Raw genomic sequence first — 18,037 nt, forward strand, 5'->3', positions numbered from 1 at the left:
GAATCCATGAGTGATTTAAATAACGACAAGATACCTCATGGTAAAATCATCATCAGTACGCTGTTAAAGGTACTGATGATGATTGTGATTATTATCACCCTGAACTCTTGGCCTTCTATAAAGCAAAGCTTCAACGGACAGGCACCTCCTTTTGAATATTGGCTTGATCACAGTATAAAACCCAGCAACATTATTTTGATTCTGGGCTTCGGCGCTTATTTCTATTATAAGGATTTGACCGACCGAAGAGAAAAGTTGAAAGCGTAATTCAAATAAAGATCCCTAATGTTTATTTCAAGATGGGAGAATCCTAATGTATTGAAAGCGTATGATAAATTCAAGGCAAAGGGTTTTACTGTTGTGGGTATTTCCATTGATCAGGATAAAGTGCGAGCAAATCCTTAGTAGTGATGAGTCATAGCCTTTTATCTCTACTAGTGATAAATTAATAGTTTTTATCACTAGTAGAGAATACTAGTACAAATTATGTTAGATGGCAACATGTTCAGCCTCTTTTAAGATATGTGGCCCAATATATTTGCTTAATGATTGAGGTGTAACCACTTCCACCTTTCTACCAAGCAAATCTTCTAGAAAGAAAGATAAGTCCATGAAATTATCATAACTTTTTTGCTTCGGATCAAAATCTACTAAAAGATCGACATCACTATCAGCATTGTATTTACCTGAAATAAACGAGCCAAAAACACTGAGACTTGAAACCCCATACGATCTCAACTTCTGACCATTAGCCTTAAGCAATGAAATTAATATCTGTTTATTTTGAACAGCAACACGCATATCACAAAGATACCCAATGAGAGCATATATAACAAGTATTATATATTATGGTAAAAAAACATCGTTTGACCATGATCTTACGTCCGCGCGGTTCCTCAGGTTTTGATATTGAAATCAGCTCCCCCAATAATTACAATTAACCCAATCTGAATGAAAAACAAAGAGTACGGAAAAAAAATAGAGCAAAATTCTCAGATATTAACATTATCCACAGGATGTGTAAAATTTTTAGATAAAACAAAACCAACTAATGCGTAAATTGTTATCAACAAAAAGAGATACAAAAGTCCTGTGAGCGGGATATCCGCGGAGGGCAGGCACACCATAAAAAGAATTATTCTTTTAACTAAATAGCTGCTCCTGGGGTGGCTATTTTTGTTTTGGGGGAGAAAAAAAATGAAGCAGAACCTTTAAACTCTTTCAATTATTAACGGGACACATTAATCAAGATCAAAGTTCTACTTCACAAGTCAGATCGTACGTTTAAAAATTAGTTACTTTTTTAAAGTACTGTTTAGAGGGGATACTGAAGCGTTGCTTATCAGGCAAACATTCCATTACTGATACAAAAAAGTGTCTGTTCTCTTATTCCTAAGCGGCAGATCTTTTGAAATTGGATCAAGCAATAATTTTTGTTCCTCAGCACTTAGCAAATCATTGTATTTTTCTAGCAAGTGAATGTACTTGTTCATCCAGAAATACACTGAGTTTCCATCAGCGCTTACCATTTTTCCATCAGATTGACCATCCTGTTCCATGTTTTGTTTTGGAAATGCATCCGGAAAGGAAGTCGATAAATCCTGGCCCAATAAGTTTCCTACCTGCCAGATGATTTCATGATTTAGACGATCCTGTCCAAACCAATTGTAAATGGTTCTGCGGCTAACATTCAGCTTTCTTGATAATTCGCTAATGCCCATCCGATCACGGCGTACTAACCGCTCGAGAATTTCTCCTTGTTTTAGTGTTTGTGGTGTCATAGAGTTAATTTATTTTTAAGGGATGACTAAAAATAATTAAATCTGTATCAGGGACGATTGACAATACGAATGTAAGTAAAAGAGTATAACTTTGTATAAAACATGCGCATTTTTTGACATATGTCAAAAATTTAGACTAAAAAACTGTGAACAGACTGTATTCCCCCACATCATTCCTGTGCCAGTGCTGCTTAAAACTAACACTTTATCCATGACCTGATCTACTAATTTGCAAATTTTGTATCTTTAAACTAACTAAATTGGTAGAAATGGCACAGAATAAAACCGTAGAGACAGAAAATAGCGCTACAGATTTTTTGAATACCCTTGGTGATGAAATCAAAAAAAACGACAGCCTTCAGCTTTTAAATCTTTTTGAGGAGGTTACAGGGTTTAGGGCCAAAATGTGGGGACCTGCCATTGTTGGTTTCGGAACCTATCATTACAAATACGACAGCGGAAGAGAGGGAGATGCACCTATAGTTGCTTTCTCTCCAAGAAAACAAGCCATTAGTCTTTATCTGAGCACAGAATTCAAAGACAAGGAATTCCTTTTATCACAGTTAGGCAAACATACCAAAGCAAAAAGCTGCATCTACATCAAAAAAATTTCAGACATTAATACCGACATTCTCAGAAAAATGATTGCTAATTCTATTGCTGAAGAAAGTAAATCTTGTTAATACCGTCAGGTAAATTAGCAGTTACGAAAATTGGGAACTGCCTATTTTTTCCAATATTTGAATAATCCCCCATCAGGCGAGCTATAAACTAACTTAAAATGATAAAAAGACTACATCTCTATTTTTTAATAGCAGGATCCTTCATGGCCTTACATGCAAAAGCCCAGGATGCCATCAGCTATCAAACTCCACCAAAAGAAATTGCCGACCTCCTACTCGCAAAACCAACACCAGGCGTGAGTATAAATGGCAAAGCAGAGTGGATCTTATTCAGCGAGCGTAACTCCTACCCTTCAGTAGAAGAATTGGCCATGCCCGAATACAGAATCGCTGGCTTGAGGTTAAATCCTAATAATTATTCTCCAAGCAGACAGAATTTCATCAATAACTTCAGCTTAAAGAATATCAAAAGTGACCAAACCTTCCCGGTTACGGGTTTACCTGCTCCTTTATATGCAGGCAATATGTTATGGAATCCTGCAGAGAATAAAATAGCTTTTACCAACACCACCCAAAAAGGAGTTGATTTATACGTGATCGATATTGCGACTAAAAAAGCGACCAAAATTAATAAGGCATATTTAAATGTAGTATTGGGTAGTGGCATTACCTGGTTAAATGATAACACCATCATTTATCGTACCGCTACGAAACCAGCAAGCGCCGCCCCAACCAAACCGTTGATGCCTAAGGGACCTACCATTCAGCAGAATTTAGGTAAGGCCGCTCCCAGCGCAACCTATCAGGATTTGATTAAATCTCCTTTTGACGAACAGCTTTTTGAATTTTTCGGCACTTCTCAATTAGTAAAGAACACCAACGGCGTTGAAACGCCAATAGGGAAACCCGCTATTTATGCGAACGTGAATCTTTCTCCGGATAAGAATTACATGATGATAGAAACCATACGCAAGCCATTCTCTTATTTGGTTTCTGCAGGAGGCTTCCCTTCAACAGTTTCAATTACAGATTTGACAGGCAAAACCGTTAAGGTAATTGCCGAGCTCCCATCGGCAGAGGGAACCCCATCTGGTTATGATAACACACAAAATATTGCCAGAGGTTTCGATTGGCGTGATGACGAGGCTGCCACTGTAATTTGGGCCAAACCTTTAGATAGCGGATTGATTAAGAAAAATGTTCCTTTCCATGATGCTGTTTATGCTTTAAGTGCCCCCTTTACCGGATCTGAAAAAGAATTGTTTAAAACTCAAACGCGCTACCGTGGCGTACAATGGGGTAATGCTACCCTTGCGCTGGTAATGGAAGGCTTAAGAAGTAAACAAACCAATAAAGTTAGCATCTACAATCCAACAACTGGAAATATTGAAGAACTCTACACCAGAAACCAAACTGATGCCTATGGTAATCCCGGAACCCCGGTAACCACCAAAAATAAGTTTGGTCGCCAGGTTGTTCATTTAGTGGATAACGGAACCAAAATTTTGATGAATAATCCTGTTGGGTCATCAGAAAAAGGCGATTTACCATTCCTCGCTAAGTTTGATTTAGCCTCTAAAAAGAATGAGATTATCTGGAGAAGTGCGGAAGGAACATACGAATTTGTTAGCGATGTGATAGATGCAGATAAACTGATCTTACTCACCCGAAAAGAGAGTCAGAAATTAGTTCCCAATTATTATATTAAAAACCTGATTTTGAGGGTAGCAGATCGCCCCGTTACCAACTTTAGCAATCCTTACCCTTCATTAGATGGAATAACTAAAGAAAAAATTTCTTACAAAAGAGCTGATGGTGTAGACTTAACCGGCGATTTGTACCTTCCAAAAGGTTATAACAAAGAAAAGGATGGGCCACTACCTACACTCATCTGGGCGTATCCAAGAGAGTTTAACTCTGCGGCAGATGCGGCACAAATTCGTGGTTCTAAAGATAAATTTACCGCCATTAGCTGGGGTTCGCCTATTTATTGGGTAACCAGAGGCTATGCCATATTAGATAACGCTGAGATGCCGATTGTAGCCAAAGATGGAAAAAAACCTAATGACACTTTCGTAGAGCAGTTAAAGCTCAATGCAGAGGCTGCAATTAATAAATTAGCCGATCTGGGTGTAGGAGACAAAAAGCGTATGGCCGTTGGCGGACATAGCTATGGTGCCTTTATGACAGCCAACCTATTGGCACATACAGATCTTTTTGCTGCTGGAATTGCCCGAAGTGGAGCCTATAACCGAACATTAACACCTTTTGGGTTCCAAAATGAAGAGCGTACCTACTGGCAAGTGCCACAGCTGTATTATGAGATGAGTCCATTCAGCTATGCCGATAAAATAAAAACACCTATCTTGCTGATCCATGGCGATTCTGATGATAACCCGGGTACATTCCCTATCAACAGTGAACGTTTATTCAATGCGATTAAAGGAGCTGGCGGAACCACCCGTTTTGTCTTTTTACCTTATGAAGCTCATGGTTATCGTGGAAAAGAAAATATTCTTCACACCTTATGGGAAGAAGACCAATGGCTGGAAAAATATGTTAAAAATAAAAAGTAATCTCTCTACTGTCTAAATAAAAAAATGCTTCCAAATGGAAGCATTTTTGGTTTAAAAGCAATTTATTAAACCGCTTGAAACCTTCTACCATAAAGCTTAATTTTAGCATGCAGAATATGAACATTCGCAGTAATTATTTGTTAAGCAATTATGGACTACATAGACTACTATAAAATTCTCGAACTGAAGAAAGATGCAAGCACCGAGGATATAAAAAAAGCCTATCGAAAACTCGCCAGAAAACACCATCCCGACCTGAACCCCAACAATGCAGAGGCCAATAAAAAGTTTCAGCAGATTAATGAGGCCAATGAGGTTCTAAGCGATCCGGAAAAAAGAAAGAAGTATGATAAGTATGGCAAGGACTGGCAGCACGCAGATCAATTAGATGCACAGCAAGAACAACAGCGTCGATATCAATCGCAAAATAGTAATGGCGGATACTCCAGTTACGGTGGAGGCTTTGATGGTGGCGATTTTTCAGATTTCTTCTCTTCTATGTTTGGTGGGGCTGGCAGCAGAAGTAGTGGTCGCTCTCCATTTAAAGGACAAGATTACAACGCCAATTTAGCGCTCCAGCTTATTGATGCCTACACTACCCACAAGCAAACCTTAACCGTTAATGGTAAACAAGTACGGATAACCATCCCGGCAGGTGTAGAAAACGGACAAAAAATTAAGCTTTCGGGCTTCGGGGCCCCAGGCGTAAACAATGGTCCTCCCGGAGATCTATACATTACTTTCGACATTGCTGAAGATGCCAAATTTAAACGCAAGGGCAATGACATTTACCTGCAGGAAGAGATAGATTTATACACAGCTATTTTAGGCGGAGAGAAAATTGTAGAAACGCTTAACGGAAAAGTTAAACTCAAGATTCCGGCAGAAACCCAGCCCGACACCACCCTTCGTTTAAAAGGCAAAGGCTTCCCTGTTTATAAAAAAGAAAATCATTTTGGCGATTTATATGTTAAATGGCAGGTGAAGTTACCAACCAATCTTAATGCAGCGCAAAAAGACCTGTTTGAAAAACTTTCTAAACTATAATGAGATGGAAACAAAATTAATTTCAGTTAACGAGGTCTGCTTACACCATAAGGTAGAAATCCAATTTATACAATCGCTGGAAGAAATAGGATTAATCCATACCCAAACGGTTAAGAGATCCACTTATATAGACCTGGATGAATTAAACAAATTAGAGCGTTATCTGCGTTTAGCGCAGGATTTAGAGATCAATTTAGAGGGCTTGCACGCCATCTCAATCCTTTTGACACAAATTGAAAAGATGCAAAATGAGCTGTTGACACTCAAAAATGAATTAATCTATTATAAAAAAATCAATTAGTGGCACCATGTATTCACACTTTACAGAATTACCTGTCTGTTGTTTACATTTCTGAGCCTTAACACAAAAAGACTTTACTTTTAAGATTAGTTTCTTAAATTGTGCACTAAAATATTCAATCTATGAGCAATACGTCTGCTAAATTTATCGAAAAAATAAAATCATCCTACACCCCAACAGGTTCTTTTATATACTTAGGTGCCGGAATTTTAGACGGACAGGTTTATAGTGAGGCAGAGGTTAACTTATCTTTAAAAATGATGAACAGGCACGGCTTAATTGCCGGAGCTACAGGTACCGGTAAAACCCGTACTTTACAACTGTTGGCAGAGCAATTATCAGATGCCGGTGTTCCGGTTTTCATGCTTGATGTTAAAGGTGATTTATCTGGTTTAAATCAGCCAGGAGCCATTAATCCTAAAATCGAGGAAAGATCTAAACAACTTAATAAACCTTTCTCTCCATCTGGTTTCCCCTTAGAAATTTATTCATTATCAGGGAAATTGGGTGCACAAATGCGTGCAACAGTTTTAGAGTTTGGACCAACCTTGTTATCAAAGGTATTAGACCTAAACGATACGCAAGCTGGCGTTATGGCAGTAATTTTTAAATATGCCGACGATAACAAAATGCCTATCATTGACCTCAACGACCTTAAAAAACTAGTTTCCTATCTTTCTGAGGGCGCTGGTGCGGCTGAAATTAAAAGTAGCTATGGCAGCATTTCAACTGCAACATCGGGTACGATATTGAGGAAAATAGTGGCCATAGAACAGCAGGGATTAGGTGGCATGTTCTGTGAAAAATCATTCGATATTGATGATTTATTTGAGCGTGTGGATGGAAAAGGCGTAATCAGTTTATTGAATATCGCAGATGTTCAAAATCAACCCGTTCTCTATTCTACTTTTTTATTAAGTCTTTTAGCTGAATTATTTAATACCATGCCAGAAGTTGGCGATTTGGACAAACCAAAGCTGATTTTCTTCTTTGATGAGGCCCATTTATTATTCAAGAATTCGTCTAAAGCATTTTTAGAGCAAATCGAAACCATTATCAGGTTAATTCGTTCTAAAGGGATTGGGGTTTTCTTTTGTACACAGGCGCCAACAGATGTTCCTGAAAGTGTTTTAGGCCAACTCGGAAATCGCGTTCAGCATGCGCTCCGTGCTTTTACCCCAAATGATGTAGATGCACTTAAAAAAACGGTAAATACCTACCCCAAATCTGAGTTTTATCAGATAGACCAAATCCTTACTTCTTTAGGTACAGGACAGGCACTGGTTACGGTACTAAACGAAAAAGGTATTCCTACGGAAGTATCAGCAACGATGCTTACTCCGCCACGAGCTGTAATGGGACCTTTAACCGCTGCTGATTTTGAAGGATTGGTACATGGAAGTCAGATATTTTCAAAATATAAAGATGTTGTAGATCCAGAGAGTGCTTATGACATCCTCACCAAGAGAATAAATGAACAAACTCAGGCAGCTGAACAAGCCAAGCAAGAGGTTGAGGCACAAAAACAGGCAGAGGCCGAAAGCAAACCTAAGCCAGGAGAAAAAAGCTTGGTTGAGCAAGTGATGGGTGCAACCATTACCAGACAAATAGGCAAAGAAATTGTGAGGGGAATATTCGGAATGCTCACTGGAAAGAAAACCCGATCTAAAAGTGGCGGTGGACTATTTGGATTTTAAGTTTAACAATAATATCAATTATAACAACTCAATTACTATTTTCGCATCATGTACTTCGCTTTAGCTCAACGTTCTCCTAACAAATTAAGGTTAGCGCATTGCAAGTACTATAAAATCAATAATAATTAATGAAACCAACCCTATTAATATTGGCCGCTGGAATGGCGAGCCGCTACGGAAGTATGAAACAAATTGATGGTTTTGGCCCTAATGGCGAAACCATTATCGATTATTCAATTTATGATGCCATCAACGCTGGCTTTGGTAAAGTTGTTTTTATCATTAAAGAAGAGTTTGTAGACAATTTCAAAGCCATTTTCGAACCTAAATTAAAAGGTAAAATCGAAACTGATTATGTTTTTCAAAACTTTGATTTAAAACAGTTCGGCATTGAAGAAGAAATCTACAGAGAAAAACCCTGGGGCACTGCCCATGCTATTCTTTCTGGTAGAAATGCCATTAAAGAGCCATTCTGCGTTATTAATGCAGATGATTACTATGGTTTTGATGCTTTCAAGAAAATGGTTGATTTCTTAACTACAGAGGTAACCGATAGCAACTATTCTATTATCGGGTACCAGATCGGAAAAACACTTTCTGAGTTTGGAGCCGTTTCGAGAGGCGTTTGTCAGGTAGATGCTTCAGGTAACCTAACAGAAATTGTAGAACGCACGAAAGTTTATCCAAAAGATGGTGCCATTTTCTACGAAGAAGATGGTGAGGAATTCCCATTAGATTATGAAACTCCTGTTTCTATGAATTTCTGGGGTTTTACTCCTGCAGTTTTCCCCATTACAGAAGAACTTTTCGTAAAATTTGCTGAAGAAAACAAAGATAAACCTAAAGCTGAATTCTTTATCCCACTGATTGGAGAAAAGTTGGTTAAAAGCGGACAAGCATCCTTCAAAGTTGTTCCAACGGCTAATAAGTGGTTTGGCGTAACTTATAAAGAAGATAAACCTTTTGTTCAGGATAGTATTGATCAGCTGATTAAAAGCGGTGCATACCCTGAAAACTTGTGGAACTAAGCTTAGATGAAAATATCTTAAAAGCTTATAACCTAAAAAAGGAGCATTTAAAAATTAGTCAGGTAGGTTCGGGATTAATAAATCGAACCTATCTGATCTTTTCTATTCCTGAAAACAAACGATATATTCTTCAGAATATCAATTCGGGAGTATTTCAGTCTCCACAGCTCATCGCTGATAATCTGAGGCTCATTTCAGATTACCTTATCTTAAAACATCCTGAATATCTTTTCCTCAAACCTGTAAAACCCATTGCGGCTGAAGAATTGATGCACATTGATGGTGAATATTGGCGAATGCTGCCTTTTGTTGCCAATATGGTGTCTAGAAAAACAAGCTTATGAAGCGTCCAAACAGATCCGTAAGCTCAGTAGCATGCCAAATGGCTTTAAAACTGATCAACAGCACACTACAACCCCATGTTTTCACGACTTTAACTTAAGGTATCATCAATTTATACTGACACAAAAAAATGCTGAACGTAGAGTAAAAGTCCAGGCAGATAAAGAGCCTAAAAAAGTAATTGACTACCGTCACATCCTGACTTACAGTATGAACCTCCAGATTACACCAATCAACGTAAAGAAAAATCCGCGGCAATCTCCTTAAATCAGCGGGAATAAAAAAAGCGTTCCTGAAATGAATCAGAAACGCTTCTCTTATATTCAAGACTTTCGTCTTTTGCTTTAAACTTATTTTACTTCTTCGAAGTCAACGTCAGTTACATTGTCACCACCTTGAGGTTGTGCTTCAGCTTGTGGTTGTTCAGCGCCACCTTGAGGTTGCTCACCACCTTTGTACATCTCTTCAGAAGCTGCATTCCAGGCGTTTTGTAACTCTTCTTGAGCAGCATCGATATCTGCAAAGTTACGAGATAAGTGAGCTGCTTTTAATTTCTCTAAACCAGCTTCGATTGGCGCTTTTTTATCAGCAGATAATTTATCACCAAACTCTTTTAGTTGTTTCTCTGTAGAGAAAATTAAAGCATCAGCACCGTTGATTTTATCAGCTTCTTCTTTTGCTTTAGCATCATCTGCTGCATTAGCTTCTGCTTCTTCTTTCATTTTCTTAATCTCAGCATCAGTTAAACCTGAAGAAGCCTCGATACGGATTTTTTGCTCTTTACCTGTAGCTTTATCTTTCGCACTTACGTGTAAGATACCATTTGCATCGATATCAAAAGCAACCTCCACCTGAGGAACTCCACGAGGTGCTGGTGGAATACCATCTAAAATGAAACGACCAATTGTACGGTTCTGAGCAGCCATTGGACGCTCTCCTTGTAAAATGTGGATCTCTACTGATGGCTGGTTGTCAGCTGCAGTGGAGAAAGTTTCAGATTTTTTAGTTGGGATCGTTGTGTTAGACTCAATTAATTTAGTCATTACACCACCCATAGTTTCGATACCTAATGATAAAGGCGTAACGTCTAATAACAATACATCTTTTACATCACCAGTTAACACACCACCTTGAATTGCAGCACCAATTGCAACTACCTCATCAGGGTTAACACCTTTACTTGGCTCTTTACCGAAGAAAGCTTTAACAGCATCCTGAATAGCAGGAATACGGGTTGAACCACCTACTAAGATAATTTCATCGATATCACCTGTACTTAAACCAGCATTTTTCAAAGCAGATTTACAAGGATCGATAGTACGCTTGATTAAGCTATCAGCTAATTGCTCAAATTTAGCACGTGTTAATGTACGCACCAAGTGTTTAGGGCCGCTAGCATCAGCAGTAATATATGGTAAGTTAATTTCAGTAGAAGTTGTGCTTGATAACTCAATTTTAGCTTTCTCAGCAGCTTCTTTTAAACGTTGTAAAGCCATTGGATCTTTGCTTAAGTCCATGCTGTTTTCAGCTTTAAACTCAGCGTTTAACCAATCGATAATTACGTGGTCAAAGTCATCACCACCTAAGTGTGTATCACCATCAGTAGATTTTACTTCAAAAACACCATCACCTAATTCTAAAACAGAAACGTCATGTGTACCACCACCACAGTCAAACACAACAATTTTCATGTCTTTGTGTGCTTTATCTAAACCATAAGCTAAAGCAGCTGCAGTAGGCTCGTTAATGATACGTTTAACTGTTAAACCAGCAATCTCACCAGCCTCTTTTGTAGCCTGACGTTGTGCATCGTTGAAATATGCAGGTACAGTGATTACTGCTTCTGTAACTTCCTGACCTAAGAAATCTTCAGCAGTTTTTTTCATTTTCTGCAGAATCATTGCAGAGATCTCCTGAGGAGTGTATTTTCTGTCGTCGATCTCGACACGTGGAGTGTTGTTATCGCCTTTAACCACTTTGTAAGGTACACGACCAGCTTCTTTCGAACTCTCGTCATAACTGTTACCCATAAAGCGTTTAATTGAATATATCGTTTTAGTTGGGTTAGTTATAGCCTGACGTTTAGCAGGCTCGCCAACCTTACGCTCACCGTTTTCTGCAAAAGCAACAATAGACGGTGTAGTACGTTTACCCTCACTGTTCGCAATAACTACAGGCTCATTACCCTCCATTACTGCTACGCAAGAGTTTGTTGTTCCTAAGTCTATTCCAATAATTTTTCCCATTGTATTATGTATTTTCTTTCTTTTTTAATTTTAATTCTACTCCTATTAAACAATGCTTGTGCCAATTGGTTTTTGTCAGTTAAATCTCTCCAAACCCTGAAAAAATGTAAACAAAACTGTAAATTAATACTGACAGCATGACAGAAAAGGTAGTTTGTCTTGCTGGATAAAGGGCAAGTCTTGAGTCGGTAGTCCATAGTTATGAGTACTGGATGCAACCCCTGCCCTGTCCGTAGAGTTAAGCGCCGCGCCTCTACGGATTAAAGCATATCGTTGAGTTTCATAACTCAACATTACTTAAACCGAGTCAAAGACTCTCCTCCATTAAACAATCCGTAGAACTCCTGCGGAACTCGACGGACAGGATTGAGGAGGTTTAGTCCTCAGTCTAGAGTCTAGAGTCGGTAGTCTGGGTTCTGAGGATTTAGTTTGGAGAAGGGACTTTTTAGATTGGAGTTTTATGCACCTACCCTGTCCGTAGAGTTAAGCGCAGCGCCTCTACGGATTACAACATACCGTTGAGTTTCATAACTCAACATTAATTAAACCGAGTCAAAGACTCTCCTCCATTAAACAATCCGTAGAACTCCCGCGGAAATCGACGGACAGGATTAGCAAGTCTTGAGTTGTAGTCCATAGCCATAAGTCTGGATGCAACCCAAGCAAGAAAGAAAGAAAGAAAGAAAGAAAGAATACCGTACAAATCCTTAACTTTCCTTAATTCCTTAATGTTTAAATTTAGAAGCGATGGGATTTGTACAACAAAACAACCAAAGACAAACGAGTAAAGGATATTCGCGGGACTTATTTTTAAATACCAAATGAACAATGCTTCACAGCTGTGGTAAAAAAGTTCACTATGCTGAACAACCCGAAACAAAACTTTGATTTACAGACAATTATTTAGTAAATTTCAGTAACCTAATTTTACTGTTATGAAAATTGTAAAACATTTACTAGACACTAAACAGAATCGGATAATTTCGGTTTCTGAAAACATCTCCGTATTAGATGCACTTAAAGTTATGACTGAGAAAAATATCTCTGCAGTATTGGTGATGGAGAATGATCAACTTCGGGGTATCTTTACCGAACGGGATTATGCACGCAAAATTATCTTACAAGGCAAGGCCTCCAAAGATACACTCATCATAGAAGCGATGACCGCAAACCCCATAACCATTTCCCCAACCGACAATATAGACTTTTGCATGGAGCTAATGACCGAGAGGCACATCCGCCATTTACCTGTAGTAGCCAATGAAGAAGTTAAAGGAATGGTTTCCATCGGCGATGTGGTAAAGTACATTATTGAAGACCAGAAACAAACAATATCGCAACTGGAAAGCTATATTAGTGGATAATTAACTACCACCTCCATTCTCCGGCAATCATTAAAGGCTCCTTTAAGTTTTGAGCTTCTAAGAATGCTTTCAGTTCTGCCTCCCCTTGTACGCCTACAGGGATTTTTGGAGTATTGGCCAAAGCGTAAGTAAGCATGGCACTGTAACGTACTGTGTTTTTTAATTCCTGCTCATCAACCAACTGGAACGAATCACCATCTGAGTGATAAAACGGACCAGCGTTATTAGGTAATTTACCACCAAATCCCCCACCTGTTGGGATTCCTTCTAACATAAAGGGCTGGTGATCGCTGTGTAAACCCGCTCCAGCATTAAATAAATTTTTAAAGCCTGTATCAATCTTGGCAATGTCTGCTCCCCATGCCGCAAATAACTCCTTCATTTCAGCTCTCGAAGTAGAAAAACCCTTAGGATCATTCGTCATGTCGTAATTGAGCATAAACTTTATTTCCTTCAGCGTTCCAGCTTTCTTAGCTTGTTCTACATAGGCTTTAGAACCTAACAAACCCTGTTCTTCGCCCATAAAGAGCACAAACTCAATAGTACGCTTGGTTTGTAGGTTAAGTTTCTTAAAAGTCCTCGCCATATCGATAATAGCAAAAGAACCGATTCCGTTATCTATTGCGCCCGTAGCCAGATCCCAGCTATCTAAATGTCCACCCACAACTATCTTCTCCTTTGGAAGCGCTGTACCTTTGAAAGTGGCGATTACATTTCTGGCTTTTATCATTCCCGAAAAATTGGTCATGGCAATATGCGCAGTCTGTGAACCCGATTTTAATTTTTCCTTCAAGGCCATTCCGTCTTCTAAACCAATACAAACAGCAGGTATCGGAATCAGTTTCCCTGTAACAGAAGCCGTTCCGGTTAACAACACACCACCTTTCACCGTATTGATAATGATCACGCCTTTGGCACCATATTTAGTAGCTATAGCCGTTTTTTCAGAGCGGTGCAAAGACTTTGTTCCTTCGGCAGATCCTCGCAAAACACCTAAATAAATCAGGGCAATCTTACCTTTAAACTGACCAGGTTTGGCTTCATAATCAGCTTCTAATCCATTCCCGACATCTACAATATCTCCAGTAACATTCGCACTAACCGGAGAATGTGCCAGCGTTACCGCCTTCACTTTAACCAGGCTGTTCTTATCCTTGCCAACTTCCACGCTGATGCTTTTTCTGCTCCAGCTTTCTACTTCAAAAGGTTGAAATTTCACTTCACAACCGTAAGACCTTAACAAATTAAAAGCATACTGCTCTGCTTTTGCCCCATTTGCAGAACCCGTTAATCGATGACCAATGGTTTCGGTTTCGTACTTTAAATTCTGGTAAGCGCTGGAGTTTTGCTGAACATCTGCATTAATTTGTTTAAAAACAGTAGAAAATTGATCTTGTGCATTGCCAAACAGCGCCGAAAAAACCAGCGCAGCGGAAAAGAAGTACTTCATAGGAATAATTTATCCGCTGAAATTACAAATAATAAGGAAAGGAAGCCCGCTGTAACGTATATTTTGCGTTATCAGCAAACATGTGGAAAGCGCGCTTAAACTCTAATAAATTTAATGTGAATGGCTTTTCTTTTTAGGAAATACCAAAGAAGCGACCACACTAATCACCAGAATACTTAAAATAATAATAAGCGAATGCTCGGTGGTGAAGCCCCATTTCTCCAAATAAGAATGCCCCAGCATTTTGATGCCAATAAAGGTAAGCAAGAAGGCCAGACCAGTTTTCAGGTAATGGAATTTATGAATAATATTCACCAAAAGGAAGAACATAGAACGTAAACCCATGATGGCAAAAATATTAGAGAAAAATACGATATAAGGATCTTTAGTTACTGCAAAAATCGCAGGAATAGAATCTACCGCAAAAAGTAGATCGGTAAATTCTACAATCAGCAATACCAGGAAAAGCGGTGTAACCATTCTTTTATGGTTAATTTTCACAAAGAAGTTTCTGCCTTCGTATTTAGGGTGAATAGCAAAAATCTTCGAAGCCCACTTCACTACCGGATGGTTCTCGGGATCAATCTTATCATCGCCCTCTTTACTGAAAAACATTTTTAACCCGGTAAAAACCAGGAATGCACCAAAAAGGTAAAGAATCCAGGCAAACTTAGTAATTAACGCTGCACCTACGAAAATGAAGATGAAACGCATAATGATTGCTCCTAAAATCCCCCAGAATAAAACCCTGTGGTAATATTTTTCCTCCACTGCAAAAGCAGAAAATATCAATACAATAACGAATATATTATCAACAGAAAGAGCGTACTCTATCACATAGCCGGTTAAAAACTCTAATCCTAAATTCTGTTTATAAACAGCCAAACTCTGCTCAAAATCATCTGGAATGAGCTTGATATGATGCTGATGCCTGACTACAATTTCCTTTAAATGGGCAAAATCTTTGATTCCATGCAGCTGCTGACCTTCAGTGAGTAAAATGAAATAGAAACCAAGTGCTAGCCCCACCATGATTAAGCTCATCACGCCTGCTTGCTTTAAACTCACTACATGTTCCTTCTTACTAAAAAGCCCTAAATCTAAGGCTAAAATAAGTACAATAAACAAAAGGAAGCCGATGCTGAAAAGTAGTTCGTTACTCATTATTTTTTTCGTTCAGTGGTATATAAAACAAGCTCCTCCAATCCCGTTCTGGCTTCACCAGGCTCAAATTGATGGAGAATTTCAAAGGCTTCCCGTTGGTAGGCCAGCATTTTTTGATTAGCATAGTGCACGCCTTTCTTTTCGTTCACAAAATCAATAATCTGTTGAATTTTCACCGGATCATCCTGATGATTCTTCACTAAATTAATAATTCGCTTACGCTCCGGCTTATCGGCATTGTTAAGGGCATAAATTAAAGGTAAAGTTACTTTCTTCTCTTTAATATCAATCCCTAATGGCTTACCAACATCATCTGTTCCAAAATCAAAGGTATCATCTTTAATCTGAAAGGCAATTCCAACCTTTTCGCCAAACAAGCGCATTTTCTCAATTGTGGCATCGTCAGCTCCCGATGATGCCGCTCCCGCAGCACAACAAGAAGCAATTAATGATGCCGTTTTCTGACGAATCACATCATAATACAATTCTTCAGAAATATCCATTCGCCTCACCTTTTCCACCTGCAAAAGCTCGCCCTCACTCATCTGTTTGACTGCCTCCGATACAATTTGTAACAAGCGATGTTCATTATTGTTTACTGAAAGCAACAAACCCTTCGCCAAAAGGTAATCGCCCACCAAAACAGCTATTTTATTCTTCCACAAAGCATTAATAGAGAAAAAACCTCTTCGCTCATAGGCATTATCCACCACATCATCATGTACCAAGGTTGCGGTATGCAAAAGCTCTACCAATGCAGCACCACGATGCGTTGATTCTGTAATTCCACCGCACAACTTAGCAGCAAAAAACACAAACATCGGACGCATTTGCTTCCCTTTTTGCTTTACAATATAGTGGGTAATCCTATCCAGCAACGGGGCGTCGCTGTGCATAGAGTCTTTAAAGGTTTTTTCAAACGCTTTAATATCAGCAGCAATAGGTCTTTTTATCTGTTCGATTCCCGGCATTAAGTCGAAAAATTTTGATTGCAAACTTAAACTAATTTCCCTTAAAAAGATAATCTATCCACTTATTAATAGGAATTGGAAATTAAGGGGCAGAATAATTCGGCCACTTTCGTCCTGCTATCGCCTGTAGTCCTCGCCCTCATTCTTCGTGCTTGCGGGCTACCGGGCTCTATCAGGTTTACCTACCAGGGCAAGTGATGATAATTCCCCTCAAACGAACCGATTATATTCGATAAAAATCTAGCTTTTTTTCAAGCAAAAGTTTACATTTAAACCACCATAATCAGGTTGATGAAAAAACGCTACAAAGCATTCTGGGCGCTTACATTGGGTTTGATTGTAGGCTATCTTTTAGGTCCAAAACCCAAAAGACCAGTCTACAGCGAAGTGCTACCCCTTGTTCCTGATTTGCCTGATTTAGAAGATTACATCAACCAGTTTGAAGGTAAGCACAAAATAAAACCTGGAAACGAGGCCGAGATTGTTTGGGCATCTCCAAATCGTCAACAAACAGAATATGCACTCGTTTACCTGCACGGTTTCTCTGCCTCAAAAAACGAAGGTAACCCGGTGCACCTCAATCTGGCCAAAAAGTTAAAAGCCAATTTGTATCTTCCCCGCCTGGCCGAACATGGACTGGAAAGCCTGGCTCCTATGCAATATCTTACCGCTGATAGTTTATGGGAAAGTTGCAAAGAAGCTTATGTAGTAGGTCAAAAATTAGGCAAAAAAGTAATCCTCATTGGCAGTTCTACCGGTGGAACAATGGCACTCAAACTAGCGGCAACTTATCCGGATGTCCACAGCCTCATCCTGATTTCGCCCAATATAGAAATTAACGATAAAAATGCCTGGATGCTAAACGACCCATGGGGTTTGCAGATTGCCAGACGTGTTTTAAAAAGCGATCAACGGAAAACTGACGACAGAACCGAAGAGTTTAAAAAATATTGGTACACCAGCTATAGAATAGAATCTCTGGTACAATTACAAGAACTTGTAGAGGGTACCATGACTAAAAAACTCTTTCAAAAGGTAAAGCAGCCTGTTCTGATGTTGTATTATTACAAAAATGAATTAGAGCAAGATCTCATTGTGCGCATTAAGCCCATGTTAAAAATGTTTGATCAATTGGGTTCCATACAAAAAGAAAAAGTGGCTATACCTAATGGAGGTAATCATATTCTTTCCTCCTATATCATTTCTAAAGACCTGAAAAGTGTAGAGCAGGCCATTGAACAGTTTGTAAGAAAGACATTAAAAATTAAAATTTCTAAGAATGCTCAAATCTAATAAACATATCAGTAGATTTTCATGGCTGCTATATGCAGTATTAGCCACGTTTTTAATTTACACGCTAATTTCTAGAAAGCAGTTTTTGGAAAGGACTGTTGACATTAATATTTCTGATACTTATTATATCATCGGAATAGAGTATATCTTAATC

Annotated in this window: 16 protein-coding genes; 10 read left to right on the forward strand and 6 right to left on the reverse strand. The window is 38.8% G+C overall.

Features of this window, described 5'->3' with window-relative positions:
* Nucleotides 1-6 precede the first annotated feature (6 nt).
* Nucleotides 7-267 (forward strand): hypothetical protein, encoded by a 261-nt coding sequence (locus BMX11_RS12840; protein ID WP_090884887.1) that lies wholly within the window; start codon nucleotides 7-9, stop codon nucleotides 265-267.
* Between the two features lie 222 nt (nucleotides 268-489).
* On the opposite strand, the gene BMX11_RS12845 is transcribed toward BMX11_RS12840, so the two are convergent.
* Entirely contained in the window at nucleotides 490-801 is a 312-nt protein-coding gene (locus BMX11_RS12845; protein WP_090884889.1) for a nucleotidyltransferase family protein, read from the reverse strand.
* A 557-nt stretch (nucleotides 802-1,358) separates the two neighbouring features.
* Nucleotides 1,359-1,781, reverse strand: a complete 423-nt coding sequence (locus BMX11_RS12850; RefSeq protein WP_090884892.1) for an HTH domain-containing protein — start codon at nucleotides 1,779-1,781, stop codon at nucleotides 1,359-1,361.
* Nucleotides 1,782-2,050: 269 nt separating this feature from the next.
* Between BMX11_RS12850 and BMX11_RS12855 the strand changes: the two genes are divergently transcribed.
* The 7 genes from BMX11_RS12855 (at nucleotide 2,051) to BMX11_RS12885 (ending at nucleotide 9,397) form a co-directional block, all read left to right on the forward strand.
* Nucleotides 2,051-2,464 carry a DUF1801 domain-containing protein gene (locus tag BMX11_RS12855; RefSeq protein WP_090884893.1) on the forward strand — a complete coding sequence of 138 codons (414 nt, stop codon included), beginning with the start codon at nucleotides 2,051-2,053 and terminating at the stop codon, nucleotides 2,462-2,464.
* Nucleotides 2,465-2,562: 98 nt separating this feature from the next.
* On the forward strand, nucleotides 2,563-4,980 hold the full coding sequence (locus BMX11_RS12860; RefSeq protein WP_090884895.1) for an alpha/beta hydrolase family protein: 2,418 nt from the start codon (nucleotides 2,563-2,565) through the stop codon (nucleotides 4,978-4,980).
* A gap of 150 nt (nucleotides 4,981-5,130) precedes the next feature.
* The gene (locus BMX11_RS12865; protein WP_090884897.1) at nucleotides 5,131-6,027 is read left to right on the forward strand and encodes a DnaJ C-terminal domain-containing protein; all 897 of its coding nucleotides are present in this window, start codon (nucleotides 5,131-5,133) and stop codon (nucleotides 6,025-6,027) included.
* 4 nt (nucleotides 6,028-6,031) lie between these two features.
* The gene (locus tag BMX11_RS12870; protein WP_175474555.1) at nucleotides 6,032-6,328 is read left to right on the forward strand and encodes a chaperone modulator CbpM; all 297 of its coding nucleotides are present in this window, start codon (nucleotides 6,032-6,034) and stop codon (nucleotides 6,326-6,328) included.
* 122 nt (nucleotides 6,329-6,450) lie between these two features.
* Nucleotides 6,451-8,025: a helicase HerA-like domain-containing protein gene (locus tag BMX11_RS12875; protein ID WP_090884901.1), complete on the forward strand. Its 1,575-nt coding sequence runs from the start codon at nucleotides 6,451-6,453 to the stop codon at nucleotides 8,023-8,025.
* Between the two features lie 128 nt (nucleotides 8,026-8,153).
* A complete protein-coding gene (locus BMX11_RS12880; RefSeq protein ID WP_090884903.1) occupies nucleotides 8,154-9,053 on the forward strand; it encodes a nucleotidyltransferase family protein in 900 nt (299 codons plus the stop codon).
* Nucleotides 9,044-9,397 (forward strand): hypothetical protein, encoded by a 354-nt coding sequence (locus BMX11_RS12885; RefSeq protein ID WP_090884905.1) that lies wholly within the window; start codon nucleotides 9,044-9,046, stop codon nucleotides 9,395-9,397. The genes BMX11_RS12880 and BMX11_RS12885 overlap by 10 nt, the downstream gene beginning before the upstream one ends.
* A 348-nt stretch (nucleotides 9,398-9,745) precedes the next feature.
* On the opposite strand, the gene dnaK is transcribed toward BMX11_RS12885, so the two are convergent.
* Nucleotides 9,746-11,641, reverse strand: coding sequence for a molecular chaperone DnaK (gene dnaK, locus BMX11_RS12890; RefSeq protein ID WP_090884907.1), 1,896 nt, complete (start codon nucleotides 11,639-11,641; stop codon nucleotides 9,746-9,748).
* A 935-nt stretch (nucleotides 11,642-12,576) separates the two neighbouring features.
* Between dnaK and BMX11_RS12895 the strand changes: the two genes are divergently transcribed.
* Nucleotides 12,577-13,005 (forward strand): CBS domain-containing protein, encoded by a 429-nt coding sequence (locus tag BMX11_RS12895; RefSeq protein ID WP_090884910.1) that lies wholly within the window; start codon nucleotides 12,577-12,579, stop codon nucleotides 13,003-13,005.
* Nucleotides 13,006-13,009: 4 nt separating this feature from the next.
* On the opposite strand, the gene BMX11_RS12900 is transcribed toward BMX11_RS12895, so the two are convergent.
* From BMX11_RS12900 to BMX11_RS12910, 3 genes are all read right to left on the reverse strand, one after another.
* Entirely contained in the window at nucleotides 13,010-14,455 is a 1,446-nt protein-coding gene (locus BMX11_RS12900; protein ID WP_090884912.1) for a M20/M25/M40 family metallo-hydrolase, read from the reverse strand.
* Nucleotides 14,456-14,566: 111 nt separating this feature from the next.
* Nucleotides 14,567-15,619, reverse strand: coding sequence for a TerC/Alx family metal homeostasis membrane protein (locus BMX11_RS12905; protein ID WP_090884914.1), 1,053 nt, complete (start codon nucleotides 15,617-15,619; stop codon nucleotides 14,567-14,569).
* Nucleotides 15,619-16,590, reverse strand: a complete 972-nt coding sequence (locus BMX11_RS12910) for a polyprenyl synthetase family protein (RefSeq protein ID WP_090884917.1) — start codon at nucleotides 16,588-16,590, stop codon at nucleotides 15,619-15,621. The genes BMX11_RS12905 and BMX11_RS12910 overlap by 1 nt, the downstream gene beginning before the upstream one ends.
* 291 nt (nucleotides 16,591-16,881) lie before the next feature.
* On the opposite strand from BMX11_RS12910, the gene BMX11_RS12915 reads away from it, so the two are divergent.
* Nucleotides 16,882-17,883 carry an alpha/beta hydrolase gene (locus tag BMX11_RS12915; RefSeq protein WP_090884919.1) on the forward strand — a complete coding sequence of 334 codons (1,002 nt, stop codon included), beginning with the start codon at nucleotides 16,882-16,884 and terminating at the stop codon, nucleotides 17,881-17,883.
* Nucleotides 17,884-18,037 lie beyond the last annotated feature (154 nt).

Origin of the sequence: Pedobacter rhizosphaerae, from assembly GCF_900111155.1 — a bacterium.
GTDB classification, from domain to species: Bacteria; Bacteroidota; Bacteroidia; order Sphingobacteriales; family Sphingobacteriaceae; genus Pedobacter; species Pedobacter rhizosphaerae.

Excerpts from the sequence above, each read along its gene's own strand:
- BMX11_RS12840 (WP_090884887.1), top strand. The coding sequence starts at position 7 with ATGAGTGATTTAAATAACGACAAGATACCTCATGGTAAAATCATCATC.
- BMX11_RS12845 (WP_090884889.1), bottom strand. The coding sequence starts at position 801 with ATGCGTGTTGCTGTTCAAAATAAACAGATATTAATTTCATTGCTTAAG.
- BMX11_RS12850 (WP_090884892.1), bottom strand. The coding sequence starts at position 1,781 with ATGACACCACAAACACTAAAACAAGGAGAAATTCTCGAGCGGTTAGTA.
- BMX11_RS12855 (WP_090884893.1), top strand. The coding sequence starts at position 2,051 with ATGGCACAGAATAAAACCGTAGAGACAGAAAATAGCGCTACAGATTTT.
- BMX11_RS12860 (WP_090884895.1), top strand. The coding sequence starts at position 2,563 with ATGATAAAAAGACTACATCTCTATTTTTTAATAGCAGGATCCTTCATG.
- BMX11_RS12865 (WP_090884897.1), top strand. The coding sequence starts at position 5,131 with ATGGACTACATAGACTACTATAAAATTCTCGAACTGAAGAAAGATGCA.
- BMX11_RS12870 (WP_175474555.1), top strand. The coding sequence starts at position 6,032 with ATGGAAACAAAATTAATTTCAGTTAACGAGGTCTGCTTACACCATAAG.
- BMX11_RS12875 (WP_090884901.1), top strand. The coding sequence starts at position 6,451 with ATGAGCAATACGTCTGCTAAATTTATCGAAAAAATAAAATCATCCTAC.
- BMX11_RS12880 (WP_090884903.1), top strand. The coding sequence starts at position 8,154 with ATGAAACCAACCCTATTAATATTGGCCGCTGGAATGGCGAGCCGCTAC.
- dnaK (WP_090884907.1), bottom strand. The coding sequence starts at position 11,641 with ATGGGAAAAATTATTGGAATAGACTTAGGAACAACAAACTCTTGCGTA.
- BMX11_RS12895 (WP_090884910.1), top strand. The coding sequence starts at position 12,577 with ATGAAAATTGTAAAACATTTACTAGACACTAAACAGAATCGGATAATT.
- BMX11_RS12900 (WP_090884912.1), bottom strand. The coding sequence starts at position 14,455 with ATGAAGTACTTCTTTTCCGCTGCGCTGGTTTTTTCGGCGCTGTTTGGC.
- BMX11_RS12905 (WP_090884914.1), bottom strand. The coding sequence starts at position 15,619 with ATGAGTAACGAACTACTTTTCAGCATCGGCTTCCTTTTGTTTATTGTA.
- BMX11_RS12910 (WP_090884917.1), bottom strand. The coding sequence starts at position 16,590 with ATGCCGGGAATCGAACAGATAAAAAGACCTATTGCTGCTGATATTAAA.
- BMX11_RS12915 (WP_090884919.1), top strand. The coding sequence starts at position 16,882 with ATGAAAAAACGCTACAAAGCATTCTGGGCGCTTACATTGGGTTTGATT.